Origin of the sequence: Nocardioides lianchengensis (assembly GCF_900101465.1) — a bacterium.
Classification (GTDB): domain Bacteria; phylum Actinomycetota; class Actinomycetes; order Propionibacteriales; family Nocardioidaceae; genus Nocardioides; species Nocardioides lianchengensis.
Map to the genome: position 1 here is coordinate 20,731 of NZ_FMZM01000002.1, position 24,922 is coordinate 45,652.

The 24,922-nt window shown below is 73.4% G+C and carries 21 protein-coding genes; 12 read left to right on the top strand and 9 right to left on the bottom strand.

Features of this window, described 5'->3' with window-relative positions; all coding sequences use genetic code 11:
- The first annotated feature begins 13 nt into the window (after positions 1 to 13).
- Entirely contained in the window at positions 14 to 667 is a 654-nt protein-coding gene (locus BLT76_RS03650; RefSeq protein WP_090850926.1) for a M15 family metallopeptidase, read from the top strand.
- Here the strand turns inward: BLT76_RS03650 and BLT76_RS03655 are convergent.
- Together BLT76_RS03655 and BLT76_RS03660 are read right to left on the bottom strand one after the other, a co-directional pair.
- The gene (locus BLT76_RS03655; protein ID WP_090850928.1) at positions 655 to 2,172 is read right to left on the bottom strand and encodes an amidohydrolase; all 1,518 of its coding nucleotides are present in this window, start codon (positions 2,170 to 2,172) and stop codon (positions 655 to 657) included. The genes BLT76_RS03650 and BLT76_RS03655 overlap by 13 nt on opposite strands.
- A 109-nt stretch (positions 2,173 to 2,281) precedes the next feature.
- The gene (locus BLT76_RS03660; protein WP_139175401.1) at positions 2,282 to 5,998 is read right to left on the bottom strand and encodes a glycosyl hydrolase; all 3,717 of its coding nucleotides are present in this window, start codon (positions 5,996 to 5,998) and stop codon (positions 2,282 to 2,284) included.
- 144 nt (positions 5,999 to 6,142) lie between these two features.
- Between BLT76_RS03660 and BLT76_RS03665 the strand changes: the two genes are divergently transcribed.
- Both BLT76_RS03665 and BLT76_RS03670 read left to right on the top strand, forming a co-directional pair.
- Positions 6,143 to 6,730, top strand: a complete 588-nt coding sequence (locus BLT76_RS03665) for a TetR/AcrR family transcriptional regulator (RefSeq protein WP_090850932.1) — start codon at positions 6,143 to 6,145, stop codon at positions 6,728 to 6,730.
- A gap of 28 nt (positions 6,731 to 6,758) precedes the next feature.
- Positions 6,759 to 7,394, top strand: coding sequence for a hypothetical protein (locus BLT76_RS03670; RefSeq protein WP_139175402.1), 636 nt, complete (start codon positions 6,759 to 6,761; stop codon positions 7,392 to 7,394).
- An 84-nt stretch (positions 7,395 to 7,478) separates the two neighbouring features.
- Here the strand turns inward: BLT76_RS03670 and BLT76_RS26110 are convergent, their stop codons facing one another.
- The gene (locus BLT76_RS26110) at positions 7,479 to 8,960 is read right to left on the bottom strand and encodes a serine/threonine-protein kinase (RefSeq protein WP_218856978.1); all 1,482 of its coding nucleotides are present in this window, start codon (positions 8,958 to 8,960) and stop codon (positions 7,479 to 7,481) included.
- Positions 8,961 to 9,085: 125 nt separating this feature from the next.
- On the opposite strand from BLT76_RS26110, the gene BLT76_RS03680 reads away from it, so the two are divergent.
- From BLT76_RS03680 to BLT76_RS03705, 6 genes are all read left to right on the top strand, one after another.
- Positions 9,086 to 9,994 carry an ABC transporter ATP-binding protein gene (locus tag BLT76_RS03680; protein WP_170866930.1) on the top strand — a complete coding sequence of 303 codons (909 nt, stop codon included), beginning with the start codon at positions 9,086 to 9,088 and terminating at the stop codon, positions 9,992 to 9,994.
- Positions 9,994 to 10,776 carry an ABC-2 transporter permease gene (locus BLT76_RS03685; protein ID WP_090850936.1) on the top strand — a complete coding sequence of 261 codons (783 nt, stop codon included), beginning with the start codon at positions 9,994 to 9,996 and terminating at the stop codon, positions 10,774 to 10,776. Before BLT76_RS03680 ends, BLT76_RS03685 begins: the two co-directional genes overlap by 1 nt.
- A gap of 23 nt (positions 10,777 to 10,799) precedes the next feature.
- Positions 10,800 to 11,366, top strand: a complete 567-nt coding sequence (locus tag BLT76_RS03690; RefSeq protein ID WP_090850938.1) for an RNA polymerase sigma factor — start codon at positions 10,800 to 10,802, stop codon at positions 11,364 to 11,366.
- The gene (locus tag BLT76_RS03695; protein WP_090850940.1) at positions 11,363 to 12,856 is read left to right on the top strand and encodes a M1 family metallopeptidase; all 1,494 of its coding nucleotides are present in this window, start codon (positions 11,363 to 11,365) and stop codon (positions 12,854 to 12,856) included. The genes BLT76_RS03690 and BLT76_RS03695 overlap by 4 nt, the downstream gene beginning before the upstream one ends.
- A gap of 80 nt (positions 12,857 to 12,936) precedes the next feature.
- Positions 12,937 to 13,914, top strand: coding sequence for an NAD-dependent epimerase/dehydratase family protein (locus tag BLT76_RS03700; protein WP_090850942.1), 978 nt, complete (start codon positions 12,937 to 12,939; stop codon positions 13,912 to 13,914).
- A 154-nt stretch (positions 13,915 to 14,068) separates the two neighbouring features.
- Positions 14,069 to 14,845, top strand: a complete 777-nt coding sequence (locus BLT76_RS03705; RefSeq protein WP_090850944.1) for an SDR family oxidoreductase — start codon at positions 14,069 to 14,071, stop codon at positions 14,843 to 14,845.
- Positions 14,846 to 14,861: 16 nt separating this feature from the next.
- On the opposite strand, the gene BLT76_RS03710 is transcribed toward BLT76_RS03705, so the two are convergent.
- The 4 genes from BLT76_RS03710 to pdhA all read right to left on the bottom strand — a co-directional run bounded on the left by BLT76_RS03710 (position 14,862) and on the right by pdhA (position 19,983).
- A complete protein-coding gene (locus tag BLT76_RS03710) occupies positions 14,862 to 16,286 on the bottom strand; it encodes a serine/threonine-protein kinase (RefSeq protein ID WP_090850946.1) in 1,425 nt (474 codons plus the stop codon).
- A 65-nt stretch (positions 16,287 to 16,351) separates the two neighbouring features.
- Positions 16,352 to 17,719, bottom strand: coding sequence for a dihydrolipoamide acetyltransferase family protein (locus tag BLT76_RS03715; protein WP_090850948.1), 1,368 nt, complete (start codon positions 17,717 to 17,719; stop codon positions 16,352 to 16,354).
- Positions 17,720 to 17,732: 13 nt separating this feature from the next.
- Entirely contained in the window at positions 17,733 to 18,713 is a 981-nt protein-coding gene (locus tag BLT76_RS03720) for an alpha-ketoacid dehydrogenase subunit beta (RefSeq protein ID WP_090850950.1), read from the bottom strand.
- Between the two features lie 67 nt (positions 18,714 to 18,780).
- A complete protein-coding gene (pdhA, locus tag BLT76_RS03725; RefSeq protein WP_090850952.1) occupies positions 18,781 to 19,983 on the bottom strand; it encodes a pyruvate dehydrogenase (acetyl-transferring) E1 component subunit alpha in 1,203 nt (400 codons plus the stop codon).
- A 250-nt stretch (positions 19,984 to 20,233) separates the two neighbouring features.
- On the opposite strand from pdhA, the gene BLT76_RS03730 reads away from it, so the two are divergent.
- The 3 genes from BLT76_RS03730 (at position 20,234) to BLT76_RS03740 (ending at position 22,962) form a co-directional block, all read left to right on the top strand.
- A complete protein-coding gene (locus BLT76_RS03730) occupies positions 20,234 to 20,677 on the top strand; it encodes an SRPBCC family protein (RefSeq protein ID WP_090850953.1) in 444 nt (147 codons plus the stop codon).
- Positions 20,678 to 20,749: 72 nt separating this feature from the next.
- Positions 20,750 to 22,117 carry an MFS transporter gene (locus BLT76_RS03735; RefSeq protein WP_090850955.1) on the top strand — a complete coding sequence of 456 codons (1,368 nt, stop codon included), beginning with the start codon at positions 20,750 to 20,752 and terminating at the stop codon, positions 22,115 to 22,117.
- Complete coding sequence (locus tag BLT76_RS03740) at positions 22,114 to 22,962, top strand: shikimate dehydrogenase (RefSeq protein WP_090850957.1); 849 nt, start codon at positions 22,114 to 22,116, stop codon at positions 22,960 to 22,962. Before BLT76_RS03735 ends, BLT76_RS03740 begins: the two co-directional genes overlap by 4 nt.
- A 21-nt stretch (positions 22,963 to 22,983) precedes the next feature.
- On the opposite strand, the gene BLT76_RS03745 is transcribed toward BLT76_RS03740, so the two are convergent.
- Both BLT76_RS03745 and BLT76_RS03750 read right to left on the bottom strand, forming a co-directional pair.
- The gene (locus BLT76_RS03745; RefSeq protein ID WP_090850959.1) at positions 22,984 to 23,922 is read right to left on the bottom strand and encodes a cation diffusion facilitator family transporter; all 939 of its coding nucleotides are present in this window, start codon (positions 23,920 to 23,922) and stop codon (positions 22,984 to 22,986) included.
- A gap of 9 nt (positions 23,923 to 23,931) precedes the next feature.
- On the bottom strand, positions 23,932 to 24,912 hold the full coding sequence (locus tag BLT76_RS03750; RefSeq protein WP_090850962.1) for a glutathione S-transferase family protein: 981 nt from the start codon (positions 24,910 to 24,912) through the stop codon (positions 23,932 to 23,934).
- Positions 24,913 to 24,922 lie beyond the last annotated feature (10 nt).

Sequence of the window (24,922 nt, forward strand, 5' to 3'; positions counted from 1 at the left end):
ACAGTCCCCGAGTGTGTTCGCCTCCTTCATCGCTGCCCTGCTGAGCCTGCTCACCGCCGTCGTCCCGCCCCCGTCCTTCGACCGCGCCGCGCGCTCGACGACCGACCCGTCGAGCCCCTGGGTCGTGGTGAACAAGCGGCTCCCGATGACGCCCGCCGACTTCGAGCCGGACCTGGTCGTCGTCGACCAGCACCTGGTCGCCCGGGCCGCGGCGGCGGACCTGCAGGCGCTGCTCGACGCGGCCGCCGACGACGGGATCGAGCTGCACGTGGCGAGCGCCTACCGCTCGCCGTCGTACCAACGCGGCGTGTACGACGGCATCGTCGCCCGCGACGGGCCGGAGCTCGCCGACCGCTGGTCGGCCCGACCCGGGCACAGCGAGCACCAGACCGGCCTGGCCGTCGACGTCGACACCCCCGCCCATCCGGAGTGCCGGATCGAGGCCTGCTTCGGCGACACCGACGCCGGCCGCTGGGTGCGCGAGCACGCCGCCCGCTTCGGGTTCTGGCTGCGCTACACCGAGGCCGACCAGGCGATCACCGGCTACGGCCCCGAGCCCTGGCACCTGCGGTACGTCGGCCGCCGGCTGGCCGCCGAGCTGACCCGCACCGGCACCGGCACCCTGGAGGAGTTCTTCGACCTGCCGGGTGGTGACTACGCGGAGTGATGCACGACCCGCCCCGCCACGACGGTTAGCGCGACGGACATGTTGCGCAGGACCGTGGCGGCGTCGGCGGCCGAGGCCGCGGGCGCGAGCGGGTCGGCGTCGAGGAGGACCAGGTCGCCGCGGGAGCCGACCGCCACGGTGGGCTGGCCGTCGACCGACGCGGCGAGGGTCTCGCGGGCGGTGAGGGCCTGCTCGCCGTGCCAGGCCTCGCGCTCGTCGGCGCTGCGGTGCACGGCCGCGGCCATGGCCAGCCAGGGGTCGAGCGGCGAGACCGGCGCGTCCGACCCGAGGGCCAGGGTCACCCCGTCGTCGAGCATCCAGCGGAATGCGAAGCAGCGCTCGGTGCGGTCCGGCCAGACCTTCTCGGTCAGGTCCCGGTCGTCAAGGAGGTGGGCGGGCTGGACGCTGCCGCGGATGCCCAGCCCGGCCATCCGCCGTACGTCGTCGCGGCCGACCAGCTGGGCGTGCTCGATCGAGCCGCGCGCGCCCGTCTCGGCGTACGCCGCCAGCGCGTCGGCCACCGCCGCGTCGCCGATCGCGTGGGTGGCGATCTCCAGCCCGGCGCCGTGGGCGCGGGCGAGCAGCCGGCGCAGCTCCTCGGGCGGCTGGTTGGGCTGACCGGCGGGGTACTCCAGGCGGTGAGCGTCGGCGTACGGCTGGCAGCACCAGGCCGTGCGGGTGTTGAGCGAGCCGTCGCTGATGATCTTCAGCGGGCCCATCGTCAGCCGGTCGTCGCCCAGAGGAGGACCCAGCAGCGGGTCGCCGGTGCGCAGCCCGGCCGCGATCACGTCCTCGAGCGTGTCGGCGTACGTCGCCCACCGCACCCGAAGCGTGTCGCAGCCCTGCGACCAGCGCTCCAGCCAGTCGGCCCGGCTGGCGCCGAACTCGAAGTCGGTGAACCCGACGATGCCCATCGACGCGGCGTGGTCGAGGGTGCGCCGGTAGGCCTCGGGCGAGGTGCCGTCGTTGCCGACCAGGGTGGCCAGCCGGGGGTACGCCGCGAACCACTCCGTCTCGCGGACGACCGAGTCGCGCACCGGCATGGCCAGGTGCATCAGCGCGGTGGTGTTGAGCCAGGCGTGGTGCCCGTCGCCGCTGATCAGCACCACGGCCGTGTCGCCGGAGACCGCGTCCAGCTCGGAGACGGTGACGTCGCGCTCCCAGGCGCCGGAGCGGTGGCCCCAGCCGATGACCGGGAACCCGGGGTAGTCGGCGATCCACTCCGTCACCCGGGCCAGGATCTCCTCCGGCGTCCGGACCGCGGCCAGGTCGAGCCGCTGCGAGGCGAGGGTCCACTGCGCCATGTGCACGTGGGCGTCCCACAGCCCCGGCACCAGCCACCGGCCCCCGCCGTCGACCTCCTCCACGCCGTCCGGGCGAGCCAGCCCCGGACCGACCGCGGTCACGGTGCCGTGCTCGACCAGGACGTCGACGGGCGCGTCGGGCACCCGGTGGCCGGCCTCGACCGGGACCAGGCGCGCGTCGCGCAGCAGCAGGCTCGTCATGGGGCCGACGCTAGGGCAGCGGCACGCCGTCGCCGAACCCGACCACCCCCCATGGACGCGCGAGGGCGGTGCGACCCGTCGGATCGCACCGCCCTCACCCTCTCCTACGTCACCGCCGCTTGCGCACCACCTTCACGACCACCCGCTTCGACGCGGACGGCTTCCACGCGGTCGTGCCGAGGAACTCGGCCCGGACCCGGTGCCGCCCGACCCGCAGCCGCGGCAGGCTCACCCGGGCCCGACCCCGGGTCACGGTGACCGTGCGGACGACCTTGCCGTCCACCCGGATGCGGACCTGGCCGCTCGCCCGCGAGGAGACGGTGACCGTGGCGACCGCCCGCTTGCCTGCGGTGACCCGCTTCGGCGTCACCGCCAGCTTCGTCGTGGTCGCCTTCGCCGGCTGGGACGGCGGGACCGGGGGCGTCGGCGGCGTCGTGGACACGGGGATCGCCGTGTCGCGGTACGGCGACAGCACGACCGGGCCGCGGAGGCCCGCCTCCTGCCAGGCCGGCAGCTGGTAGTTGCTGTCGCCCGACTTGCGAACCGCGTTGAACATCGTCGTCGCCACCCGGACCACGATCGTGTTCGTCCCCGGGCGCAGGTTCTTGCCGAGGTCGATCCGGTCCCGGTCGGCCTGGTCGACGACGACCGAGGTGCCATTGACCGTGACCGACGCGGAGTCGAGGACCGCGCCGAGCGCCAGGTAGGCGCCGTCGGTGGCCGCCTTCCAGGTCGCCGGCAGCTCCACCGTGGTCGTGTAGGTGCCGACCCCGGACGACTGACTCAGGTCGACGGGAGAGGTGACGTCGCGCCAGGAGGGCAGGGTGCCGTCCTCGCGAGCGCTCAGGCCGACCGCGGCCTGGTCGGTCTTGACCGTCGTCCACTGCTGGGCGCCCGGGGTCCAGGTCTGGGCCACGAGCGACCAGGTGTCCAGGCCCCGCGCGGCGGCCAGGCCGCTCACCGCGGTCGTGCGGGTGGCGCCGTTGCTGAGCCGGGTGACGTACTGGCCGTCGGCACCGGCCCGCAGGGTCAGGGCGTCACCGGCGGCGCGGACGTCGCCGGTGCTGTCGACGGCGTGGACGGCCGGAGCCGGGGCCGGTGCGGCCGTCGTACCGGCGAGGGCGACGACCACCTTGTCGTACGGCGCGATCTCGACCGGGACCGTCACGGTGCCGTCGCCGGTCGTGTACTCCGCGATCGGGGTGATCTCGCCGGTCCAGCTGTCCAGCAGGTACGGGCGGCCCGTCCCCGTGAGGGTGAGGCGCTGCTCGACGGTCTCGCCGGACCGGTTGTGGACGAAGTCGTAGCTGACCCCGTCCGCCTCCCGACGGACCAGGCCGAGGGCCGCGGTCGGCTCCTCGGGGGTGACGGTCGGCCGGATGCCGGCGGCCACCAGGGCGGCCGGGAGCTCGGCCTCGTCGGCCACGTGCTCGACCGTCGGCTGCGCGAGCAGCTGGTCGACGACCGTGGCGAGCGCGGCACCGCCCGGCCTCGCGCCGGTGGTGGTGGTCGGCAGGCCGCCGACGAGGAAGACCCGCAGGCCGTCCGCGGCCAGGTCGCGGAGGCGCTCGGCGGTGGCGACCGACAGCGTCGTCTGGTTGTTCAGCAGCAGCGCCGCGTGGTCGGACCGGTCGGCGAAGAGCCCGCCGTCGGCCTCGACCTCGAGCTCCGGGTCGGCCAGGAAGTCGGGCGCGACGTACTCGTAGGTGTAGCCGGCCTTCGAGGTGGCCGAGCCGGTGCCGAGCAGGTGCTGGACGGGCTGCTGGGTGCCGACGCTGGCCCCGGCGAGGCCGAGGTCCTCGTAGTAGACGCCGAGGTCGACCGTCGCGCGACCCTGGCGCAGGACCAGCTGGTCGCGGGCCAGCGAGTCGTTGACCGGGGCGTAGTCGGGCCAGCTGGCCTGCCGCGGTCCGAACTCGTCGTTGACGCTGATCGCGCCGAAGATGTCCCACGGGTGGTAGCCGGGCCAGGAGCCGTCGCGGCCGCTGGTGCCGACGCCGACCGGAGCGTCGCGGTAGGCGTAGCCGTGCCAGACGAGCTGGTTCACGCCCCCGGCGTACGACGTGTAGATGCTGTCGAGCAGGCCCTGCGAGTACTTGCCGCCGACCTGGGTGCCGTCGCCGCCCTGGCCGAACTGGCCGCCGACGTAGGGCCCGGCCAGGCTCGAGCGGTAGCCGCCCTGGAACACCGCGCAGCACTCGACCGAGACGACGTTCTTGCCGCTCAGGTGCGCACCCGACGAGACCGCCCGGTAGTTCTGCTCGGCGCCGAGGGTGCCGTTCCAGAAGTTCAGGGACTCGCCCTCGGGGATCCCGGCGACCGCTCCGGCGGCGCTGGTCGAGATCGGGACGCCGTACGACTGCGCCCGGTAGTTCAGCCCGTGGCCCTCGGCCCACTCCTGCATCGGCGCGACGTAGCGCTCGACGTAGAGGTCGCTCAGGGTCTGGCGGTAGTCCTCGCGCACCTGCGCGCCGATCCCGGCGAGCTCGAAGGCGGGGGTGCCGCTGCCCTGGATCCCGGCGCCGGCGAGGGCCGGCAGCAGGGTGGTCGGGTCGTAGCCGCGGCGCTTCTCGAACTGCTGCAGGAGGCCCCAGGTCCACTTCTGGGTCTCACCGAGCTCGAGGGAGTCCTCGAAGACGGCGCCGCTGCCGATCTTGCGCAGGTTGGCCCGGACCTTCGGGGTGAGGATGTGCTCGTCCCAGAAGTTGGTCTGGATCTGCACGCCGCCGCGACTCCAGTGGTCCGGGACGTAGTTGGGCTGGGTCGCGGTGTAGCCGTTGCGCTGGGCGACCAGGCCGGAGGCCGTCTGGACGAGGTCGATGACCACCCAGGGGTTGCCGTTGCCGGTCGGGAAGGTGTGGTCCAGGCGTCCGCCGCTGACCTGGGCGGTGACGTCGGTGACCGACGACGGGACCAGCTGGACCGGCGCCGGGGTGGTCGCGTCGCACGCGGCCGCGCACTGGGCGACCAGCGTCTTGAGGCGGGTGGTGCGGGCCACGGTGACGACGGCCTCCGCGACGGCGTGCGCGTTGCGGAGCGGCGAGACCGACAGGTCGGCGCAGGTCGCCGTACGGTCGCCGAGAGCGCTCACGACCACCTTCTCGGCGGTCCCGCCGGCTCCCACGGTGACCGTGTCGCCCGGGGCGTAGCCGCCGAGGCTGTTCACCTTCAGCACCTCGTCGCCCGGGGCTGCCGGACCGCACAGCTGGGTGGTGACGTTGGGCGGGGCCACCGTCGGCGCCGGCAGCGCACCGCTGCGGGTGGAGCCGGCCGGGTTGAACTCGCGGCCGAAGATCAGCTTCTGCTCGGCCTCGCGCTGGTTGAAGCTGTTCAGGGTCGGGACCGTGGGCGGGTACTGCGGGCCCAGGTTCTGGTCCACCACCAGGCCGAGCTCCGCCGCCTCGGCGGTGATGACCTCCATCTTGTGCGCCCAGGCCGGCGTGCCCCAGCCGTACTGCTGGAGGAAGGCGTTGGTCTGGTTGCCCGCGCCGGGGACGCCGAACGGCGCGATCTCCACCCCGCCGGCGCCCGAGGCCGCCATGTCCCGGAGCTCCTGGCGCAGCACCTCGTCGTCGGTGTAGGCCAGCGGCATCCAGTAGCGGTACATCGGCCGCACGCTGGTCGGCGGGTCGGCGTACGTCGCCGCGGTCAGCGCCGGTGTCCCCGTCGTCGGGGCGGCGGTCGGGGCAGCGACGGCCGCGGAGGCCGCGGGGCCCACGGTCGCCGTGACCGGTACGGCGAGGGCGGCCGAGGCAGCGACGGCCAGCGCGGTCGCCGCGACCGCTGGAAGGCGGCCGAGCCGCCGAGGTGCAGGAGTTCTGGTCATCGGTCCCCCGGGGTGATGAAAGGTTTCAATGTGGCGGTCGTCACCGTAGGACGGCCTCTCTCGTCGCGTCAATAGGACACTGGCAGTGTCTTATCTCCGGGCTAGACGTCTCTGGCACGTCGCTGATGCGCGACAATCGCCTCCGTGGACGCCCCCGTGGACCAGGTGAGGACGCGACGCCGGGGCGCCGTCCTCGAGCAGGCGATCCTCGACGCCGCGTGGGCCGAGCTCGGCGAGCACGGGTGGTCGAGCTTCACGATCGCCGGCGTCGCCGCCCGCTGCGGCACGGCGAAGAACGTGGTCTACCGACGGTGGGAGAACCGGATCCAGCTCGCCCAGGAGATGCTCGTGCGGGCCCTGCGCTCGGCCGACGAGGTCGTCGCGACGTCCGGCGACCTCCGCTCCGACCTGCTGGGCTTCCTCCGCGGCCTGGAGGCGTTCTACGACGGCCCGTTCGGGGAGGCCGTCCGCGGGGTGCTGCTGGAACGGGCCGACCGCACCAGCTCGCTCACCGGGCCCGAGGTCCCGTCCCCGATCGTGGCCATCGTCGACGCCGCTCTGGGCAGGGGCGAGCTCACCGCCCGACCCCCCGCCCTCGTGCAGAACCTGGGCCACGCCCTGATGACCTCGGAGCTCGTCCACACCGCCGCGCCGCTGCGCGGTCCCGCCGTCGAGCTGCTCCTCGACGACGTCTGGCTGCCCGCGCTGCTGCGGCGACCCACGGGCGGCTGACCCCACGGCACCCACTACGGTGTCCGCCATGTCTGTGCGCGCGCTGGGGGCCTTCGCGGTCCTCGCGATCGCGGGCGTCGCCGGCGGGTACGGCGTCAGCGCCCTGCAGACCGACGCCCCGCTCACCATCTCGGTCGCGGCGCCCGTCCCGGCCGCGTCGCCGTCGTACCCGGTCACCGAGTACGACGTCGAGCCCGACCCCGACGACGCCCCGCTGGCGACGGGGCTGCCGCTGGAGGCCGCCAAGCTGCGGGCCAACGGCAAGCGCCTCGAGTTCGGGGTCCCGGAGGGCTGGAGTCGCGGCGGCGACCTGCCGAACGCGATCTTCACCGCCGACCGGAGCGCCACGAACACCTACCAGCTCCGGGTGACCGGCCTGGGCGGGCTGAGCTCGCAGCGGGTCGAGGTGATGAACCGGATCAACGCCCTGCGCGACGCCGAGGCCAACGAGCAGCTCGAGAACCTGGTGATCGAGACCCAGGGCGACGACCGCTTCGTGGCGACGTACCTGCAGGGCGGCTACCGCCGGGTGTCGATGGAGCGCTTCCTGGTCCTCGGCGACAGCGGGGCGACCGCGGCGGTCGCGGCCGTGGGTCGCGAGGCGGACCGGGACGGCCTGCAGGACCTGCTGACGCGGGTCAGCGACTCGCTGCGCCTCGGCTGACCCGGGCGGCCGCCCGCCGCCGGCCGCCGCCGCAAAGTTTCATCGGCTAGCCGATGAAACTCTCACCCGGCCTCGCGCCCCGCCTCACATCCCGTACACCGCCACCGAGTCGAGCACCCGGTTGGCGGTGGCCCGGTCGTGGCTGCGGACCTGGATCCAGACCAGCTGGTCGGCGGTGACCTGGACGACCCGCTCGACGGTGAGGCCGCCGGGGCAGTCCCCGAAGACGACCGTCCGTACGGCGTCGCCGTCCTGGACGTCGTCGGAGTGCGGGCCGGCCCGGCCGCACTCGGGGTGCTGGGGCAGCTGCTCGGGCAGCTCGGTGCCGGCGAGGACGCCGACGAACACGCCCTGATCGTCGCCGTCGGGGTCGTTCCAGTCGCGGGCGGTGCCGACGGAGAGGGCGGGCTGCTCGCCCTGGTCGTCGCCGCCCGGCGGCGCCCAGGCCCCGGTCGCCACCGCGGCGTCCCAGGCCGCGGGCACGGTGACCTCGAAGGTGCCGTCGTCGTCGGAGACGGTGACGTCGGGATCGGGGCGGCTCTGCTGCCAGATCCAGCCGCCGGTCGCTCCCGCTCCCAGCACGACGAGTCCGGCCACCACGGCGGCCAGCACCCGGAGCGGGCGCCGAGCCGAGGACGACCGGGCGGGGACGGACGGCTCGGGGGCCGCCGCGACGTCGGTCGCGGGGGCCGGGCGGGCCCCGGGCTGGGTGAGCTCGGGGTCGATCGGCAGCCACGGCGCGGGGGTGGCGGCGGTCGCCTCCGGGCCGAGCGCCGCGGCCAGCGCGTCGACGTACGACGCGACGTCGGGCCAGCGCTCCTCGCGGTCGACCGCCAGCGCCCGTCGTACGACGGCGTCGACCGCGTCGTCGTAGGGCCGCTCGTCGGTGGACAGCGGCGGGGGCGGCACCGGGCTGGCGGCGGCGCTCAGCGTCGCGTGCGTGTACGGCGCCCGCCCCGTCAGCAGCAGGTAGGTCAGCGCGCCGAGGGAGTACTGGTCGGCCCGGGCGTCCAGCGACTCGGCGGCCGCCTGCTCGGGCGCCACGAACGACGGGGTGCCCGCGACCATGGTCAGCCGCGACGACACGTCGAGCGCCTTGCCCAGCCCGAGGTCGGCGACCATCGCGCGGACCGTCCCGTCGACGCTGCGGAACAGCACGTTCGCCGGCTTCACGTCGCGGTGCAGGATGTCGTTGCGGTGCAGGGCGGCGAGCCCGGCCCCGACCTGGCGGACCACCTCCAGCGCCTGACCGGCGGCCAGGCCCTCGACCTCGAGCCGGTCGGCGAGGGTGCCCTGGTCGGCGTAGGTCATCACCAGGTAGGGCCGGCCGTCCTCGAGCTCGCCGGCGTCGAAGACCTGGACGACGTGCGGCGACTCGACCCGCCGCAGGTAGCGGCCCTCCTCGAGGAAGCGGCGCCGTACCTGGTGGTCCTCGGTCCAGTTGTCGGCCAGCACCTTCACCGCGACCGGCGCGTCCAGCTGCTCGTCGTAGACCAGCCACACGGTCGCGAACCCGCCCGCACCGATCCGGCGGCGCACGGCGTAGCGGCCGAGGCGGCTGGGCATGGACACCGCGCCATTATGGGCGAACCCTGAGAAGGCCCCTGAGACCGAGCCAGGGTTCGCGCCGGGGTCGGGCCAGCGTTCCTCCCCGATGCGGCAGGGGTCGGACCGCCAGCAGGCTGAGGTCCATGATCCAGGTCGAGAACCTCACCAAGAAGTACGGCGCCTTCACCGCCGTCGACGACGTCAGCTTCACGGCGCGCTCCGGGCGCGTCACCGGCTTCCTCGGGCCCAACGGCGCCGGGAAGTCCACCACCATGCGGATCATGGTGGGGCTCACCCCCACCGACTCCGGGACCGCGACCATCGCCGGTCGGAGCTTCGCCGACCTGCCCAACCCCGGTCTGGAGGTCGGCGTCCTGCTCGACGCCTCCGCCCAGCACGCGGGCCGCACCGGCCGGGAGATCCTCACCGTCGCGGCCCTGACCATGGGCCTGCCCAAGCGCCGGGTCGACGAGATGCTCGACCGGGTCAGCCTGACCCCCACCGAGGCCGGTCGCCGGGTCCGCAACTACTCGCTCGGCATGCGGCAGCGGCTCGGCATCGCCACCGCCCTGCTCGGCGACCCCGAGGTGCTGATCCTCGACGAGCCGGCCAACGGCCTCGACCCGGCCGGCATCCGCTGGATGCGCGACCTGCTGCGCGGGTACGCCGACCAGGGCGGGACCGTCCTGCTCTCCAGCCACCTGCTGCACGAGATCGAGGTCATCGCCGACGACCTGGTCGTCATCGGCCAGGGCCGGATCGTCGCCGACGGCACCAAGGCCGAGCTGCTGGCCAGCGCCGGCACCCTGGTCCGCACCCGGGTGGTCGACGACCTGGCCACCGCCCTCACCGCCTCCGGGCTCAACCCGGTCCTCAGCGGCGCCACCGGCGGCTCGGACGTGCTGCGCGTCGACGCCGACCCCGAGGTCGTCGGCAAGGTCGCGCACGAGGCGGGCATCCCGCTCGTCGAGCTGCGCGCCGCCGACGGCGCGGGCCTCGAGGAGATGTTCCTCGAGCTCACCTCCGACACCCAGCGCGAAGGAAACTCCTGATGAGCACGCTCACCGCCCCCGCCCGCACCATCACGCCCATCCCCACCGCGCGCCTGGTGCACGTCGAGGCCCGCAAGTCCTTCGACACCCGGTCCGGCTTCTGGCTGATCGCCAGCATCGGCATCCTGGCCACGCTCGCCACCGCCGCGGTCATCCTCTTCGCGCCCGACTCCGAGGTCGACTTCGAGGCGTTCGCGAGCGCCATCGGCTTCCCGATGGCCATCGTGCTGCCGATGGTGGCGATCCTCTCGGTGACGAGCGAGTGGAGCCAGCGCACCGGACTGACGTCGTACACGCTGGTGCCCCACCGGGGCCGGGTGCTGCGGGCCAAGGCGATCGTCGCCGGCATCGTCGGCGTCGTCTCCATGGTCCTGGCCCTCGGCATCGGCGGCCTCGGCAACGTCGTCGGGTCGGCGATCAACGGCACCGACCTGGTCTGGAACATCTCGGCGCAGGAGTTCGCGCTGATCGTGCTCGGCAACCTGATCGGGATGGCCGTCGGCTTCATGCTCGGCGTGCTGATCCGCAACAGCCCCGGCGCGATCGTGGCCTACTTCGTCTACTCGCTGGTGCTCCCGACCGTCACCCTGGTGCTCGGCGAGACCCAGAAGTGGTTCGCCGACAAGCAGGCCTGGATCGACTTCAACTTCGCCCAGGGCCCGCTCTTCGAGGGCTCGGTCAGCGGCCAGCAGTGGGCGCAACTGGCGGTCACCGGCGCGGTCTGGCTGGTGCTGCCGCTGACGATCGGGATCTGGGCGGTGCTGCGCTCCGAGGTGAAGTAGCCCCCACCAGGGATGATGTGCGCATGACGGAGACACCTCTCGGGCCCGACGAGATCGACGACCTCGCCCGTCGGGCCCGAGACGGTGACCGCGACGCCCTGGAGGATCTGCTCGCCGCGGTCCGCCCGCGGGCGCTCAACGTGTGTCGCGGTGTGCTGCCCTATACGCCGGACGCCGAGGACGCCTGCCAGGAGGCGATGATCAACGTCGCCACCAAGATCGGCGGCTGGAACGGCCAGGGCCGGTTCACCACCTGGATGCACGTGGTCGCGGTGAACAGCGCGCGGTCGACGTACCGCCGGATGAAGAACCAGGCCGTCGCCACCGACCCGCACGACCACGGGCCCCTCGAACGGCCCGACCCCCGCACCACCAGCGTCATCGCCGGCACCCGCCTCGACCTGCTCGAGGCGATGGAGACCATCGAGCGCGACCACCCCCAGTTCGTGGAGCCGCTCCTGCTGCGCGACGTCTACGGCCTCCCGTACGACGAGATCGCCCGGCTGGTCGGCGCCCCGCTCGGCACCGTCAAGGCCCAGATCCACCACGGCCGCAAGCTGGCCCGCCCGCTGCTGCGGGGGCAGGAGTGACCGCCCGCGTCCGGCTGGCCGCCGGCGCCGCCGCGCTGACCGCGCTGGCCGTGCTGGCCGGCGGGTGCAGCGACGGGACCTGGGAGGGCGAGGCCGACCAGGACCCGACCAGCTCCTCGGAGCCGACCACCGGCACCGACACCGACACCGGCACCGACGACACGCCCGAGGCCGATCTCGACCTGGCCCTCAGCGAGCCGGTCGAGGACCCGCTCTACCCCGAGGTCGGCGACCCCGGCGTCGACGCACTCCACTACGACCTGACCCTCGACTGGGACCCCGCGACGTCGGTGCTCACCGGCGAGGAGGTGCTCACCTTCCGGGCGACCGCGACGGCCGAGCGGTTCCAGCTCGACCTCGGCGAGCCGCTGGAGGTGGGCGACGTGCTGCTCGACGGCGAGCCGGTCGAGGTCGAGCACGACGGCAAGGACCTGGTGGTCCTCGCGCCCGTCGAGGAGGACGCCCGCCACGAGCTGACCCTCTCGTACGCCGGCACGCCCACCCCCGCGCCCGCCCCCACCCAGCGCAGCGACTTCAGCACCACCGGCTGGACGATCACCGACGACGGCGAGACCTGGACCATGCAGGAGCCGTTCGGCGCCTACACCTGGTACGCCGTCAACGATCAGCCCTCCGACAAGGCCCTCTACGACTTCACCATCACCGTGCCGTCGCCCTGGTCCGGCGTCGCCAACGGCGAGCTGCTCTCCCGCACCGACGCCGACGGCGTCACCGAGACGCGCTGGCACCTCGCGGAGCCGGCGGCGTCGTACCTCGTCACCGTCGCGACGGGCGACTTCACGATGACCGAGGACGAGTCGGCCTCGGGCGTGCCCATCACCTACTGGACGCCCTCCGACGAGCCGGAGTACATCGAGAAGCTGCAGGAGACCCCGGCCGGGCTCGCCTGGCTGGAGGAGAGGCTCGGGCCCTACCCGTTCGACACCCTCGGCATCGTCATCGTCGACTCCGAGAGCGGCATGGAGACCCAGACCATGATCACGCTCGGCGACACCGAGTACGCCACCTCGCCCGCCGTGCTGGTCCACGAGATGGCGCACCACTGGTACGGCGACCAGGTCACGCCGCGCGACTGGCGCGACGTGTGGATGAACGAGGGCATGGCCATGTACCTCCAGGGCGCCTGGGAGGCCGACGACGCCGGCGTCCCGGTCACCGACGTGATGGACGAGTGGGCGCCGTACGAGGAGGACTTCCGCGCCGAGTCCGGCCCGCCCGCCGACTTCGACCCCGACCAGTTCGGCGCCTCGAACATCTATTACGGCCCGGCCCTGATGTGGCAGGAGGTCCGCGAGCGGATCGGCGAGGAGAGGTTCTGGTCGATGGTCCGTGCCTGGCCGGCCGCCCGCGACAACCTCAGCACCGGCCGCGAGGACTACCTCGCCTGGGTCGAGGAGGAGACCGGCGAGGAGCTCACCGACCTGTTCGACGCCTGGCTCCTCGGCGAGACCACCCCACCCCGCGACTGACCCGCCCGCGCCGACTCGGCGATTCCGTCCACAGCAGAAGAGGGTTGTCGCGGCCCTCTGCCCGGGGGAGGGTCGTTCGCATGCGGATCCTGGTGCTGGGCGGCTCGGTGTTCCTCTCGCGCGCGGTCGCCGCGGAGGCGGTACGACGGGGCCACGACGTCGTCTGCGCCTGCCGCGGTACGTCGGGCTCCGTCCCCGACGGCGCGCGACTCGTGGAGACCGACCGCACCGGACCGCTGCCGGACGAGCTGACCGGCTTCGACGCCGTGGTCGACGTGGCCCGCCAGCCGTCGTGGGTCCGGGCCGCCGTCGAGCGGCTGCCCGACGCGCACTGGGTCTTCGTCTCGACGATCAACGTCTACGAGGACGAGTCCACCCCCGGTGGCCGGCCCGGCACGCTCCCGCTCCGCGCGCCGCAGCCCGACGACGTCGACCTGGCCATCGACCCGGAGGCCTACGGACCGATGAAGGTGGCCTGCGAGGAGATCGTCGCCGCCGGCGCCGCGTCCTCGATGGTGGTCCGGCCCGGGCTGATCGTCGGACCCGGCGACCCGACCGGGCGGTTCAGCTACTGGCCGGCCCGGCTCGGGTCCGGACCCGCGGAGGTCCTCGCGCCCGGCGACCCCGGCGACGTCGTCCAGGTGGTCGACGTGCGCGACCTCGCCGACTGGGTCGTCGACAGCTGCGAGACCCGTCGTACCGGTGCCTACGACGGCGTCGGCCCCGCCCGACCCCTCTCCGAGCTGCTGGCCGAGGTCGCGGCCGGCTGCGACGCCGACCCGATCTGGACGTGGGTGTCCCAGGACGCGCTCGAGGCGCAGGGCGTCGAGCCCTGGTCCGGTCCGCGGTCCGTCCCGCTCTGGCTGCCCCGCCCGGCGTACGACGGCATGCTCGCCCACGACGTCACCCCCTCGCTCGACGCCGGTCTGCGGATCCGCCCGCTCGCCGACACCGCCCGCGACACCCTGGCCTGGCTGCGCGCCACCCCCGACGCCCCCGTCACCGGCCTGACCGCCGAGGAGGAGACCCAGCTCCTACGCCGACCCGTCACTGAATGACCTTCTTTTGCGGCGTGTCGCGGCGGGATTGACGGTTCGACCATCGGACGTCGTACGTCGCTCCATCGAACCGTCGATCGCTGACCGACTCGCCGCGAAATCTGGTCATTGAGTGACGGGTCAGCGTCGTTAGAACACGTTACAGTTTCGGCTCGTGAAGACGTACGTCGTGACCGGGGCCGCCTCGGGGATCGGGGCGGCCACCGCCGCCCTGCTGCGCGAGCAGGGCGGGCGGGTGATCACCGTCGACCAACGCGACGCCGACGTGGTCGCCGATCTGTCCACTGCTGCCGGCCGGGCCGAGGCGGTGGCCGGGGTCCAGGCGCTGACCGACGTGGTGCACGGGCTGGTGCCGGCGGCGGGGATCGGGGGGTTCACGGGCGTCGACCCGCAGCTGGTCGTGTCGGTGAACTACTACGGCGCGGTCGCGCTCGTCGAGGGGCTGCGTCCGCAGCTGGCCGCGGCCGGGGGCGCGGGGGTCGTCCTGCTGGCCTCCAACTCGATGACCTGCCAGCCGGGCTGGGACACCGGGCTGGCCGAGATGCTGCTGGGCGCCGACGAGGCGACCGCGCGCGAGCGGGTGGCGGGGATCGACGCGGTGATGGTCTACCCGGCGACCAAGGGCGCGCTCGCGTGGTGGGCCCGCACGCACGGCGTCACCGCCGAGTGGGCCGGCGCCGGCATCCGCCTGAACGCCGTGGCGCCCGGCCTCATCGCCACCCCGATGACCGAGCAGCTGCGGGCCGACCCGGTCTTCGGCCCGTTCGCCGACACCTACCCGACCGCCCTCGGCCGGCCCGGCCGTCCCGAGGAGGTCGCCGCGGCCATCGGCTTCCTACTCTCCGACGCGGCGTCGCTGGTGGTCGGCGTGGTGCTGATGGTCGACGGCGGCACGGACGCCATCACGCACCCGCAGTCACCGCGCCCCTGAGGCCCGAGGACGGGACCTAGGACGGCATCAGGCAGCCGACCGCGGCATCGGTGATCTGCTGGACCATGTCGGGGTTGCTGACGATGCCCGCGGGGAGCAGCTTGCCCTCGGCCGTGAACAGCCCCATCTCGACCATCTCGTCGAAGCCGATGTCGTCGACCAGGGCCGCGGAGATGCAGCGCGAGTCCTCCTCGTTGGCCGCACCGGTGGCGAGCAGCTGGTCAGTGAACTCCTTGATCGCGCGCTTCTCCGGACCCGACCGCCCGCCGCCGTCGGTGGCCGGTGCCTCCGTGGTCGGCGTCGGGGTGGGGCTCGGGGTCGGGGTCGGGGTGGGCGTCGGGCTGGGCGTGGGCTCCTCCGACGGCGTGGGGTCCTCCGAGGCGCTCGACTCCGCGGACGCCTGCTTCGGCTCGTCGCCGTCCCGGGTCAGCGCGTACGCCGTACCGGCGCCGGCCGCCGCGAGCAGCACCACGACGGCCGCGGCGATCAGGCCGACCCGGCGCCCGGACCGGGCCGGACCGGAAGGCGGTCCGACCGGGCGCGGCGTCAGCGGACCGGTGGGCGGGCCGCCCGGACGCGAGCCCCGCGGCGGCGGGCCGGCGGGCATCGCCCGGACCCGGCGCAGGTCGTCGCGCATCGCGGCGGCGGTCGGGTAGCGGTCGGCCGGGTTCTTGGCCAGCGCGGTGCGCAGCACCCGGTTGACCTCGGCCTCGCGCGGGCCGCCCGGCGGCAGCTGCGGGATCGGGTCCTCGAGGTGGGCGGAGACGACCTGGAAGTCGGTGGTCCCGGCGTACGGCGCCGCGCCGGTGAGCGTCGCCCAGAGCACGCAGCCGAGCGAGTAGACGTCGGAGGCCAGCCCCGGCGCCGAGCCGGTGTGCAGCTCGGGCGCCATGTACGACGGGGTGCCGACCGCGGTGTTGGTGAGCTGCTGCTCCACGCCGACCTGGCGGGCGATCCCGAAGTCGGCCAGGTAGGCGTGCCAGTCGGAGCCGCGGCGGCGCAGCAGCACGTTGGCCGGCTTGATGTCGCGGTGGGCCAGGCCGGCCTCGTGGGCGTCGGCGAGCCCGGAGGCGACCTGGCCGATCAGGTCGAGGGCGACGTCGAGCGGCGGGGCGCCGTACTGCTCGAGGAGGGCGCGGAGGTCGCCGTCGGGGACCAGCTGGCTGGCGATGTAGAGCCGGCCGTCCTGCTCGCCGAAGGCGTGCACCGAGACGACGTGCGGGGAGTCCAGGGACGCCTGGCCGCGCGCCTCGCGCACGAACCGCTCGCGGAACGCCGGGTCGTCGGCGAGGTGCGGCGAGATCACCTTCAGCGCGACCTGGCGCTGCAGCTGGGTGTCGAGGGCCTCGAAGACGACGCCCATGCCGCCGCCACCGAGGCGGCGACCGACCTGGTAGGGGCCCAGGCTGTCGCCGGGTGCGGGGATGCCGGGCGTGCTCACGCGTGCTGTCTACCCCGGCCGGCGGCGGTTCACGCCCCCGGCCGGGGTGAGGTTCGGCAGACCTCTCAGAAGAGCAGCGCGCTCGCCGGGTCGGCCATGATCGCCGCGACGTCGGCCAGGAACCGCGAGCCCTTCTCGCCGTCGATGTGGCGGTGGTCGAACGAGAGCGCCAGCGTGCAGACCTGGCGGACCACGATCTCGTCGGTGCCGCCGGAAGAGACCACCCACGGCTGCTTCTTGATCGCCCCGAAGCAGAGGATGGCCGACTCCCCCGGGTTGATGATCGGGGTGCCGCCGTCGACGCCGAACGGGCCGACGTTGGTGATCGTGAACGTGCCGCCGCTCATCTCGCCCGGCTGCGTGCGGCCCTCGCGGGCCGTGACCGTGAGGTCGGTGAGCGCGCGGGCCAGGTCGGCCAGGGACAGGTCCTGCGCGTCCTTGACGTTGGGCACGACCAGGCCGCGCGGGGTCGCGGCCGCGATGCCGAGGTTGACGTAGTGCTTGAACACGACCTCGCCGGCCACCTCGTCCCAGAACGAGTTGATCTCGGGCGTACGGCGTGCCGCCAGCAGCACCGCCTTGGCCAGCACCAGCAGCGGCGAGACCTTCACGTCGCGCAGCTCGCGGTGCGCGCGCAGCCGCTCGACCAGCTGCATGGTCGGCGTGACGTCGACGGTGACCCACTCGGTGACGTGCGGGACGGTGAAGGCGGACTGCACCATCGCCTGGCCCATCATCTTGCGGACGCCCTTGATCGGCTCGCGGGTCTCGCGCTCGTCACCCCGGGGGTTTCGAGACGGTCGCTGCGCGACCTCCTCGACCACCGGGGTGGCGGATGCGGCGGCCTCGACGTCGGCGCGGGTGACGGTGCCGAGCGGGCCGGACGCCGCGCACGACGCCAGGTCGACGCCGAGGTCCTTGGCCAGCTTGCGCACCGGCGGCTTGGCGAGGGCCCGCACGGCCGCCGGCGCGGTCGCGGCGGACGTCGCGGGCACGGCCGGGCCGGGGTCCTCGACCTCGACCACGGGCGCGGGCCCGGGCTCGAAGGAGGCCTGGGTCTGCGCGGCCGCGGCCGCGGCGCCGGAGGCCACCTTGCGCGCCCGCCGGGTCACCCCGCCCTCGGCCTTGTTGCGCCCGACCAGGCTCTCGCCCTCCCCACCGCCGCTGGCGGCCGGGTTGGACAGGTCGATCTCGAGGTCCGGGGTCCCGACCGCGATGATCGGGGTGCCGACCTGGACGGTCTCGCCCTCGGCGACGAGCAGCGCCGTCACCGTGCCGGCGTACGGCGAGGGCAGCTCGACGAGGGACTTCGCGGTCTCGATCTCGACCACGACGTCGTTGACGGCGATGACGTCGCCGACCTTGACCTTCCACGCCACGATCTCGGCCTCGGTGAGGCCCTCGCCGACGTCAGGCAGCTTGTACTCGGCCATCAGAACTCCAAGCCTAGAAATCGAGGGAGCGGTCGACGGCGTCCAGCACCCGGTCGAGGTCGGGCAGGAAGTCCTCCTCGATCCGCGAGGCGGGGTACGGCGTGTCGAACCCGCCGACCCGCAGCACCGGCGCCTCGAGCGAGTAGAAGCACTGCTCGGTGATCCGCGCCGAGAGCTCGGCGCCCATCCCGAGGTTGACGTGGGCCTCGTGGCAGACGACCGCGCGGCCGGTACGTCGTACGGAGTCGAGCACGGGGTCCATGTCGAGCGGCGAGAGGGTGCGCAGGTCGATCACCTCGACCGAGCGGCCCTCGGTGGCCGCGGCCTCGGCGGCCCGCATCGCGGTCTTCACCGTCGGCCCGTAGGCCAGCAGCGTGAGGTCGGTGCCGGGGCGGACGACGCGCGAGGTGAACAGCGGCTCGGGGGTCGCCGACTCGTCGAGGTCGGCCTTGTCGGCGTGGTACTGCCGCTTCGGCTCGAGGAACACCACGGGGTCGTCGGAGGCGATGGCCTGCTGGAGCATCCAGTAGCCGTCGACCGGGTTGGAGCAGGCCACGACCTTCAGCCCCGGCGTGTGCGCGAACTGCGCCTCCGGGGACTCGCTGTGGTGCTCGACCGCGCCGATGCCGCCCCCGAAGGGGATCCGGATGACCATCGGCATCTTCGAGCGGCCCTTGCTGCGGAAGTGCATCTTGGCGACCTGGCAGACGATCTGGTCGTAGGCCGGGTAGACGAACCCGTCGAACTGGATCTCGACCACCGGCCGGTAGCCCCGCAGGGCCAGGCCGACGGCGGTGCCGACGATGCCGGACTCGGCCAGCGGCGAGTCGATGACCCGGTCCTCGCCGAAGTCCTTCTGCAGCCCGTCGGTGATCCGGAAGACGCCGCCGAGCTTGCCGACGTCCTCCCCCATGACGAGGACCTTGGGGTCGTCCTCCATCGCCTTGCGCAGGCCCATGTTGAGGCCCTTGGCCAGGGTGATCCTGGTGCTCATCGGGGTCCCCGATCGATTGTCTGACGGAGGAGCGAAGCGGGGGAGGCAGAGAATCGAGTGGGGTGATTCATGCGTGACTCCCCTCGGTCTCGAACGACTCCAGGTAGGCGGCGTAGCCCGCCCGCTGCTCGGCCAGCTCCGCGGTCTGCTCGGCGTACACGTGCTCGAAGGTGTCGAGGATCCGCGGCTCGGGCAGCGCCTTGCAGCCCTCGCGCAGGGTCGCGCCGAGCCGGGCCGCCTCGTCGTCGAGCTCCTCGAAGTACGCCGCGTCGGCCAGCCCGTTGCGCTTGAGGTAGGCCTCCAGCCGGGCGATCGGGTCCTTCAGCTTCCAGCTCTCGACGTCCGCCGAGAGCCGGTAGCGGGTCGGGTCGTCGGTCGTGGTGTGGGCGCCCATCCGGTAGGTGTAGGCCTCCACGAAGGTCGGGCCCTGGCCGTCGCGGGCGCGCTGGAGCGCGGCCTGGGTGACGGCGTACGTCGCGAGCACGTCGTTGCCGTCGACGCGCACGCCGGGGAAGCCGAAGCCGAGCGCGCGCTGGTAGAGCGGGATCCGCGACTGGCGCTCGATCGGCTCGGAGATCGCCCACTGGTTGTTCTGGCAGAAGAACACCACCGGCGCGTTGTACGACGCCGCGAAGATGAAGGCCTCGTTGACGTCGCCCTGGGACGAGGCGCCGTCGCCGAAGTGGGCGATCACCGCCGCGTCGCGCTCGGCGTCGCCGGTGCCGACGACCCCGTCGCGCTGCATGCCCATCGCGTAGCCGGTCGCGTGCAGGGTCTGCGCGCCGATGACGATCGTGTAGAGGCCGAAGCCGTACTCGGCGGGGTCCCAGTCGCCGTGGTCAACGCCGCGGAAGAGCCCGAGCAGCCGGAGCGGGTCGATGCCGCGGCACCAGGCCACCCCGTGCTCGCGGTAGGTCGGGAAGACGTGGTCCTGGCGGCGCAGCGCCCGGCCGGCGCCGATCTGGGCGGCCTCCTGGCCGAGCAGCTGGGCCCAGATGCCGAGCTCGCCGTGCCGCTGGAGGGCGGTCGCCTCGACGTCGATGCGCCGGGTCAGCACCATGTCGCGGTAGAAGCCGCGCAGCTGCTCCTCGGAGAAGTCGAGGTCGAACTCCGGGTGGTGCACCCGCTCGCCCTCGGGCGTCAGGAGCTGGACCAGCTCGGGTCCGCCGTCGGACTGGGAGGGGCCGAAGACCTCCGCGAGGTCGGGGCCGAAGCCGGCGCCCTCCCCGGAGGTGGGGTCAGGCCCTGGGAACTGGTCGGACTGGGACACGCGCGCTCCTTCGAGGTCACCGGCCTGACGGGGTCGCCGTCCGGCCGCTCACGGGATCCGACCGACCGGCGCGGGGGTGGTGCGCCGTGTGATCGGGACCACAAACAGGTGCCGCCAACCTAGCGCCGCGCCGATCGGCGTACCAAGTCGGCCGGGGCCTCCGTCGTACGCCGTCCGCAGCCTAGCCACGGGTCCCGGTTAACGGTTCGTAGCCTCGAACAGGTTCGGACCCGGCCCTTAGTGTCGGGGCATGTCCTCCGACGTCATCACTGCCACCGCCGTCATCCCGGCTCCGCCGAGCGTCGTCTTCGCGATCCTCGCCGACCCGCGCCAGCACGCCCGGATCGACGGGTCGGGCACCGTGCAGGGGATCGTCTCCGGTCCGGAGCGGCTGAGCCTGGACGCCGAGTTCGGGATGAGCATGAAGCAGGGCGCGCCGTACAAGATCAAGAACCGGGTCGTGGAGTTCGAGGAGGACCGGCTGATCGCCTGGCGGCACCTGGGGCTGCACCGTTGGCGCTACGAGCTGGCGCCGGTCGACGGCGGCACCCGGGTGACGGAGTCCTGGGACCTCACCCACTACCCCCGGCTGCTGCGTCCGGTGATGCGCGCGCTCTTCGGCGGCCGCACCCAGAAGGCCGTCGACGAGACGCTGGTCCGGCTGGCGCGGGCCGCCGCGGAGGACGCCCACTAAGACACCGACCGGTTCTGGCAACACATGGCAACCGCTTGCCATGTGACGACGGCCACTTCAACACTCGTCCGCATGAGCACCGCGACGAGCACCACGAGCCCCGAGACGAGCCGGACGCCCGGCCGGGCGGCGACCGCCGCCTGGTTCGGCAGCGCGCTGGAGTACTACGACTTCGCGATCTACGGCACCGCGGCCGCGCTGGTCTTCCCCGACATCTTCTTCCCCGAGGGCAACGACACCGCGGCGGCGGTTGCCTCCTTCGCCACCTTCGGCGTCGCGTACGTCGCCCGTCCCGTCGGGTCGTTCTTCATGGGCCACATCGGGGACAAGCTGGGCCGCAAGAAGGTCATGATCGGGACCATCCTGCTGATGGGCGTCTCGACGTTCCTGGTCGGCTGCCTGCCGACGTACGGCTCGGTCGGGATGCTGGCGCCGATCCTGCTGGTCGTGCTGCGGATCCTGCAGGGCCTCTCGGCCGCCGGCGAGCAGGCGGGCGCGAACTCGATGTCCTTCGAGCACGCCCCCGACGACCGGCGCGGGTTCTTCACCAGCTTCACGCTCAGCGGCACCCAGGGCGGGCAGATCCTGGCCCCGGCGGTCTTCCTGCCGCTGGCCGCGGTGCTCTCCGACGACCAGCTGCAGTCCTGGGGCTGGCGGATCCCGTTCTGGCTCAGCGCGGTGGTCGTGGTGGCCGGGCTGGTCATCCGGCGCCGGCTCGAGGAGACGCCGACCTTCCAGGCCGAGGCGGCCGCCGACGAGACTCCGCGCGCGCCCCTGGCCCGGCTGTTCCAGGACCACTGGCGCGGGGTGCTGCGGGTGTTCTTCGCGGCCTTCATCGCCACCGTCAACACGATGTTCGCGGTCTTCGCGCTCAACTTCGCCACGTCCGACGACTACGAGATCGGGATCAGCGACGACACCATGCTGTGGCTGGCCATCGTCGCCAACCTGGTGGCCATCGCCTGCATCCCGCTCTGGGCCCGGCTCTCCGACCGGGTCGGCCGCAAGCCGGTCTTCGTCACCGGGCTGCTCGGCAGCGCGGTGCTGGTCGTGGTGTTCCTGGGCGCGATCGCCCACGGCCAGGTGGTGCTGATGTTCGTGTCGGGGATCGCCCTGGCCGGCGTCGTCTACTCCATGCCCAACGCGGTCTGGCCGGCGACGTACGCCGAGTACTTCCCCACCAGCGTCCGGCTCTCCGGCATGGCGATCGGCACCCAGTTCGGCTTCGCGCTGGCCGGCTTCACCCCCACCATCGCCGGCGCGCTGATGGGCGGCGACGCGGACAACTGGTGGCTGGTCGCGCTCTTCACCGCCGGCGCCTGCGTGGTCTCCGCGATCGCGGTGCTCACCGGCCCGGGCGGCACCCACCGGGTCCCGACGGCCGACCTCGGCCGGCGCCCGGGCACCACCGACAGTCGGCTCCGGGTCGGCGTGGCGTGAGCGCGTCGTACTCCCTGGGACTGGTGGGGCAGGGCATCTCGGCCTCGCTGACCCCGGCGATGCAGGAGCGGGAGGGTCGCGAGCACGGGCTGTCGGTGACCTACCGGATCATCGACGCCGAGCGGCTCGGGCTGGGCGTCGCCGACCTGCCGGCCCTGCTGACCTGGGCCGAGCGGCTGGGGTACGACGGCCTCAACGTCACCCACCCGTTCAAGCAGGCGGTGCTGCCGCTGCTCGACGAGCTGTCGGAGGACGCCGCCGACCTCGGCGCGGTCAACACCGTGCTGCTGCGCGACGGGCGCCGGCTGGGCCGCAACACCGACTGGTCCGGCTACGCCCGGGCGCTGCGCTCGACGCTCCCCGACGCGGTCCACGACCGGGTGGTCCTGGTCGGCGCGGGCGGGGCCGGAGCGGCGGTCGGCTACGGCCTGCTCGACCTGGGCGCGGAGCACGTCGCCGTCCTGGACACCGACGAGGGGCGGGCGCACGCGTGCGTCGTACGGCTCGCGAAGCGGTACGGCGACGACCGCGTCTCGGTCGCCCCGGACCTCGAGCGCGCCCTCGCCGACGCCGCCGGCCTGGTCAACGCGACCCCGGTCGGGATGACCGGGCACCCGGGCCTGCCCGTCCCCGCCGACCTGGTCCGCCCCGACCTGTGGGTCTCCGACGTCGTCTATTTCCCGCTGGAGACCGAGCTCATCGCCCTGGCCCGCTCGCGCGGCTGCCGGGTGGTGCCCGGCGGCGGGATGGCGGTCGGGCAGGCGGTCGACGCGTTCGAGCAGTTCACCGGCCGCCCCGCCGACCCGGACCGGATGGCGCGGCACTTCGCGGAGCTCACGGCCTGAGCCCGACTCAGTGCACCCGACTCAGTGCACTTCGCCGAGGTCCTCGTGCTCGCGGTGGCTCGCCGGCTCGACCTGGAAGGTCGTGTGCCGGACGTCGAAGTGGTCGGTGACGCAGGTGCTCAGCGCGTCGAGGGTCGCGCCGACGCCGCGCTCGGCCAGGCAGGAGTCGGTGACGGTGACGTGGGCGGAGAGGCTCGGGATGCCGCTGGTGATGGTCCAGGCGTGCAGGTCGTGGACGTCGACGACGCCCGGGACGTGCATCAGGTGGTGGCGGACGTCGTCGAGGTCGAGGTCGCCCGGCGCGATCTCCAGGAGGACCACGGCTGCGTCCTTCAGCAGCGACACCGAGCGCGGCAGGATCAGCACCGCGATCAGCAGCGAGGCGATCGCGTCGGCCTGCTGGAAGTCCCACAGCCAGATCACCAGGCCGGCGACCAGGGCCAGCACCGAGCCGAGGGTGTCGGCCATGACCTCGTTGAGCGCGCCGCGCAGGTTGAGCGAGTCGCTCCCCGACCGGCTGAGCACCAGCAGCGACACGGCGTTGGCGGCCAGGCCGGCGGCCGCGAAGACGATCAGCAGGCCGGCCTCGACCTCGGCCGTCCCGGGATCGACCAGGCGCATCGTCCCGGCGTACGCGAGGTAGACGCAGACGCCGAGCAGGACCAGGGCGTTCAGTAGCGCGGCGAGCACCTCGGCGCGGTGCAGGCCGAACGTGGTGCGCGGACCCGCCGGACGCGCCGCGACGTACGACGCTCCCAGCGCGAGCACGATCGCCGCCGTGTCGGTGGCCATGTGGCCGGCGTCGGCGAGCAGGGCGAGGGAGCCGGCCAGCCAGGCGCCGATCAGCTCGATGACCAGCACACTGCCGGTGATCGCGAGGACCAGCTTCAGCCGCGCCCGGTCCTCGGCGCGTCCGGTGGCGTGCGAGTGCCCCTTCCCGTGCGCGTGGTCGTGACCCATGTCCTCAGGCTAGGCCGAGAGCGCCTCGCGGCCGTGGGGCGTCTCCCAGCCGGACGGGTCGGGGCCGAGCGGGACGATGCCGGACGGGTTCACGTCGGTGTGCACGACGTAGTAGTGCTGCTTGATCTGCTCGAAGTCGATCGTCTCGCCGAAGCCCGGCGTCTGGAACAGGTCGCGCGCGTAGCCCCACAGGTGCGGCAGCTCGACCAGCTTCTGGCGGTTGCACTTGAAGTGGCCGTGGTAGACCGCGTCGAAGCGGGCCAGGGTCGTGAACAGCCGGACGTCGGCCTCGGTGATCGCGTCGCCCATCAGGTAGCGACGGGTCGCGAGCCGCTCCTCCAGCCAGTCCAGGGCGGTCCAGAGCCGCTCGTAGGCGGCGTCGTACGCCTCCTGGGAGCCGGCGAAGCCGCAGCGGTAGACGCCGTTGTTGACCTCGGTGAAGACCCGCTTCATCACGGTCTCCATCTCCTCGCGGAGCTCGGCCGGCCACAGGTCGGGGGCGCCCGGCCGGTGGTGCTCGGTCCACTCGAAGAAGAGGTCGTGGGTGATCCACGGGAAGTCGTTGGTGACGAGCTCGCCGGTCTCGACCTCCACGATCGCCGGCACGGTGATGCCGCGCGGGTAGCCCGGGAAGCGCTTCTCGTAGGCGTCGCGCAGGAAGTGGATGCCGAGCACCGGGTCGACTCCGTCGTGGTCGAGGTCGAAGGTCCAGCTGCGCTGGTCGTGGGTCGGTCCGGGCATGCCGACGGACAGCACGTCCTCGAGGCCCAGCAGCTTGCGCACGATGAGCGTGCGGTTGGCCCACGGGCACGCGGCCGCGGCGACCAGCCGGTAGCGGCCGGGCTCGACCGGCCACAGCCTCCCCTCCACGGGGCCGTGCTCGGGGGTGCGGGCGTCGCGGGTGATCCGGTCCGGGACGTAGGTCATGTCCCGGTCGAACTCCTGGCCCTTCGCGACGTACGTCGGGGTCTGGTCGGGCTCGGTGCTCATGCGCCCACTG

Coding starts and splice junctions, on each gene's coding strand:
- BLT76_RS03690 (WP_090850938.1), top strand. CDS start 10,800: ATGACGGAGACACCTCTCGGGCCCGACGAGATCGACGACCTCGCCCGT.
- BLT76_RS03745 (WP_090850959.1), bottom strand. CDS start 23,922: ATGGGTCACGACCACGCGCACGGGAAGGGGCACTCGCACGCCACCGGA.
- BLT76_RS03750 (WP_090850962.1), bottom strand. CDS start 24,912: ATGAGCACCGAGCCCGACCAGACCCCGACGTACGTCGCGAAGGGCCAG.
- BLT76_RS26110 (WP_218856978.1), bottom strand. CDS start 8,960: ATGCCCAGCCGCCTCGGCCGCTACGCCGTGCGCCGCCGGATCGGTGCG.
- BLT76_RS03730 (WP_090850953.1), top strand. CDS start 20,234: ATGTCCTCCGACGTCATCACTGCCACCGCCGTCATCCCGGCTCCGCCG.
- BLT76_RS03715 (WP_090850948.1), bottom strand. CDS start 17,719: ATGGCCGAGTACAAGCTGCCTGACGTCGGCGAGGGCCTCACCGAGGCC.
- BLT76_RS03735 (WP_090850955.1), top strand. CDS start 20,750: ATGAGCACCGCGACGAGCACCACGAGCCCCGAGACGAGCCGGACGCCC.
- BLT76_RS03660 (WP_139175401.1), bottom strand. CDS start 5,998: ATGACCAGAACTCCTGCACCTCGGCGGCTCGGCCGCCTTCCAGCGGTC.
- BLT76_RS03670 (WP_139175402.1), top strand. CDS start 6,759: ATGTCTGTGCGCGCGCTGGGGGCCTTCGCGGTCCTCGCGATCGCGGGC.
- BLT76_RS03685 (WP_090850936.1), top strand. CDS start 9,994: ATGAGCACGCTCACCGCCCCCGCCCGCACCATCACGCCCATCCCCACC.
- BLT76_RS03720 (WP_090850950.1), bottom strand. CDS start 18,713: ATGAGCACCAGGATCACCCTGGCCAAGGGCCTCAACATGGGCCTGCGC.
- BLT76_RS03680 (WP_170866930.1), top strand. CDS start 9,086: ATGATCCAGGTCGAGAACCTCACCAAGAAGTACGGCGCCTTCACCGCC.
- BLT76_RS03655 (WP_090850928.1), bottom strand. CDS start 2,172: ATGACGAGCCTGCTGCTGCGCGACGCGCGCCTGGTCCCGGTCGAGGCC.
- BLT76_RS03700 (WP_090850942.1), top strand. CDS start 12,937: ATGCGGATCCTGGTGCTGGGCGGCTCGGTGTTCCTCTCGCGCGCGGTC.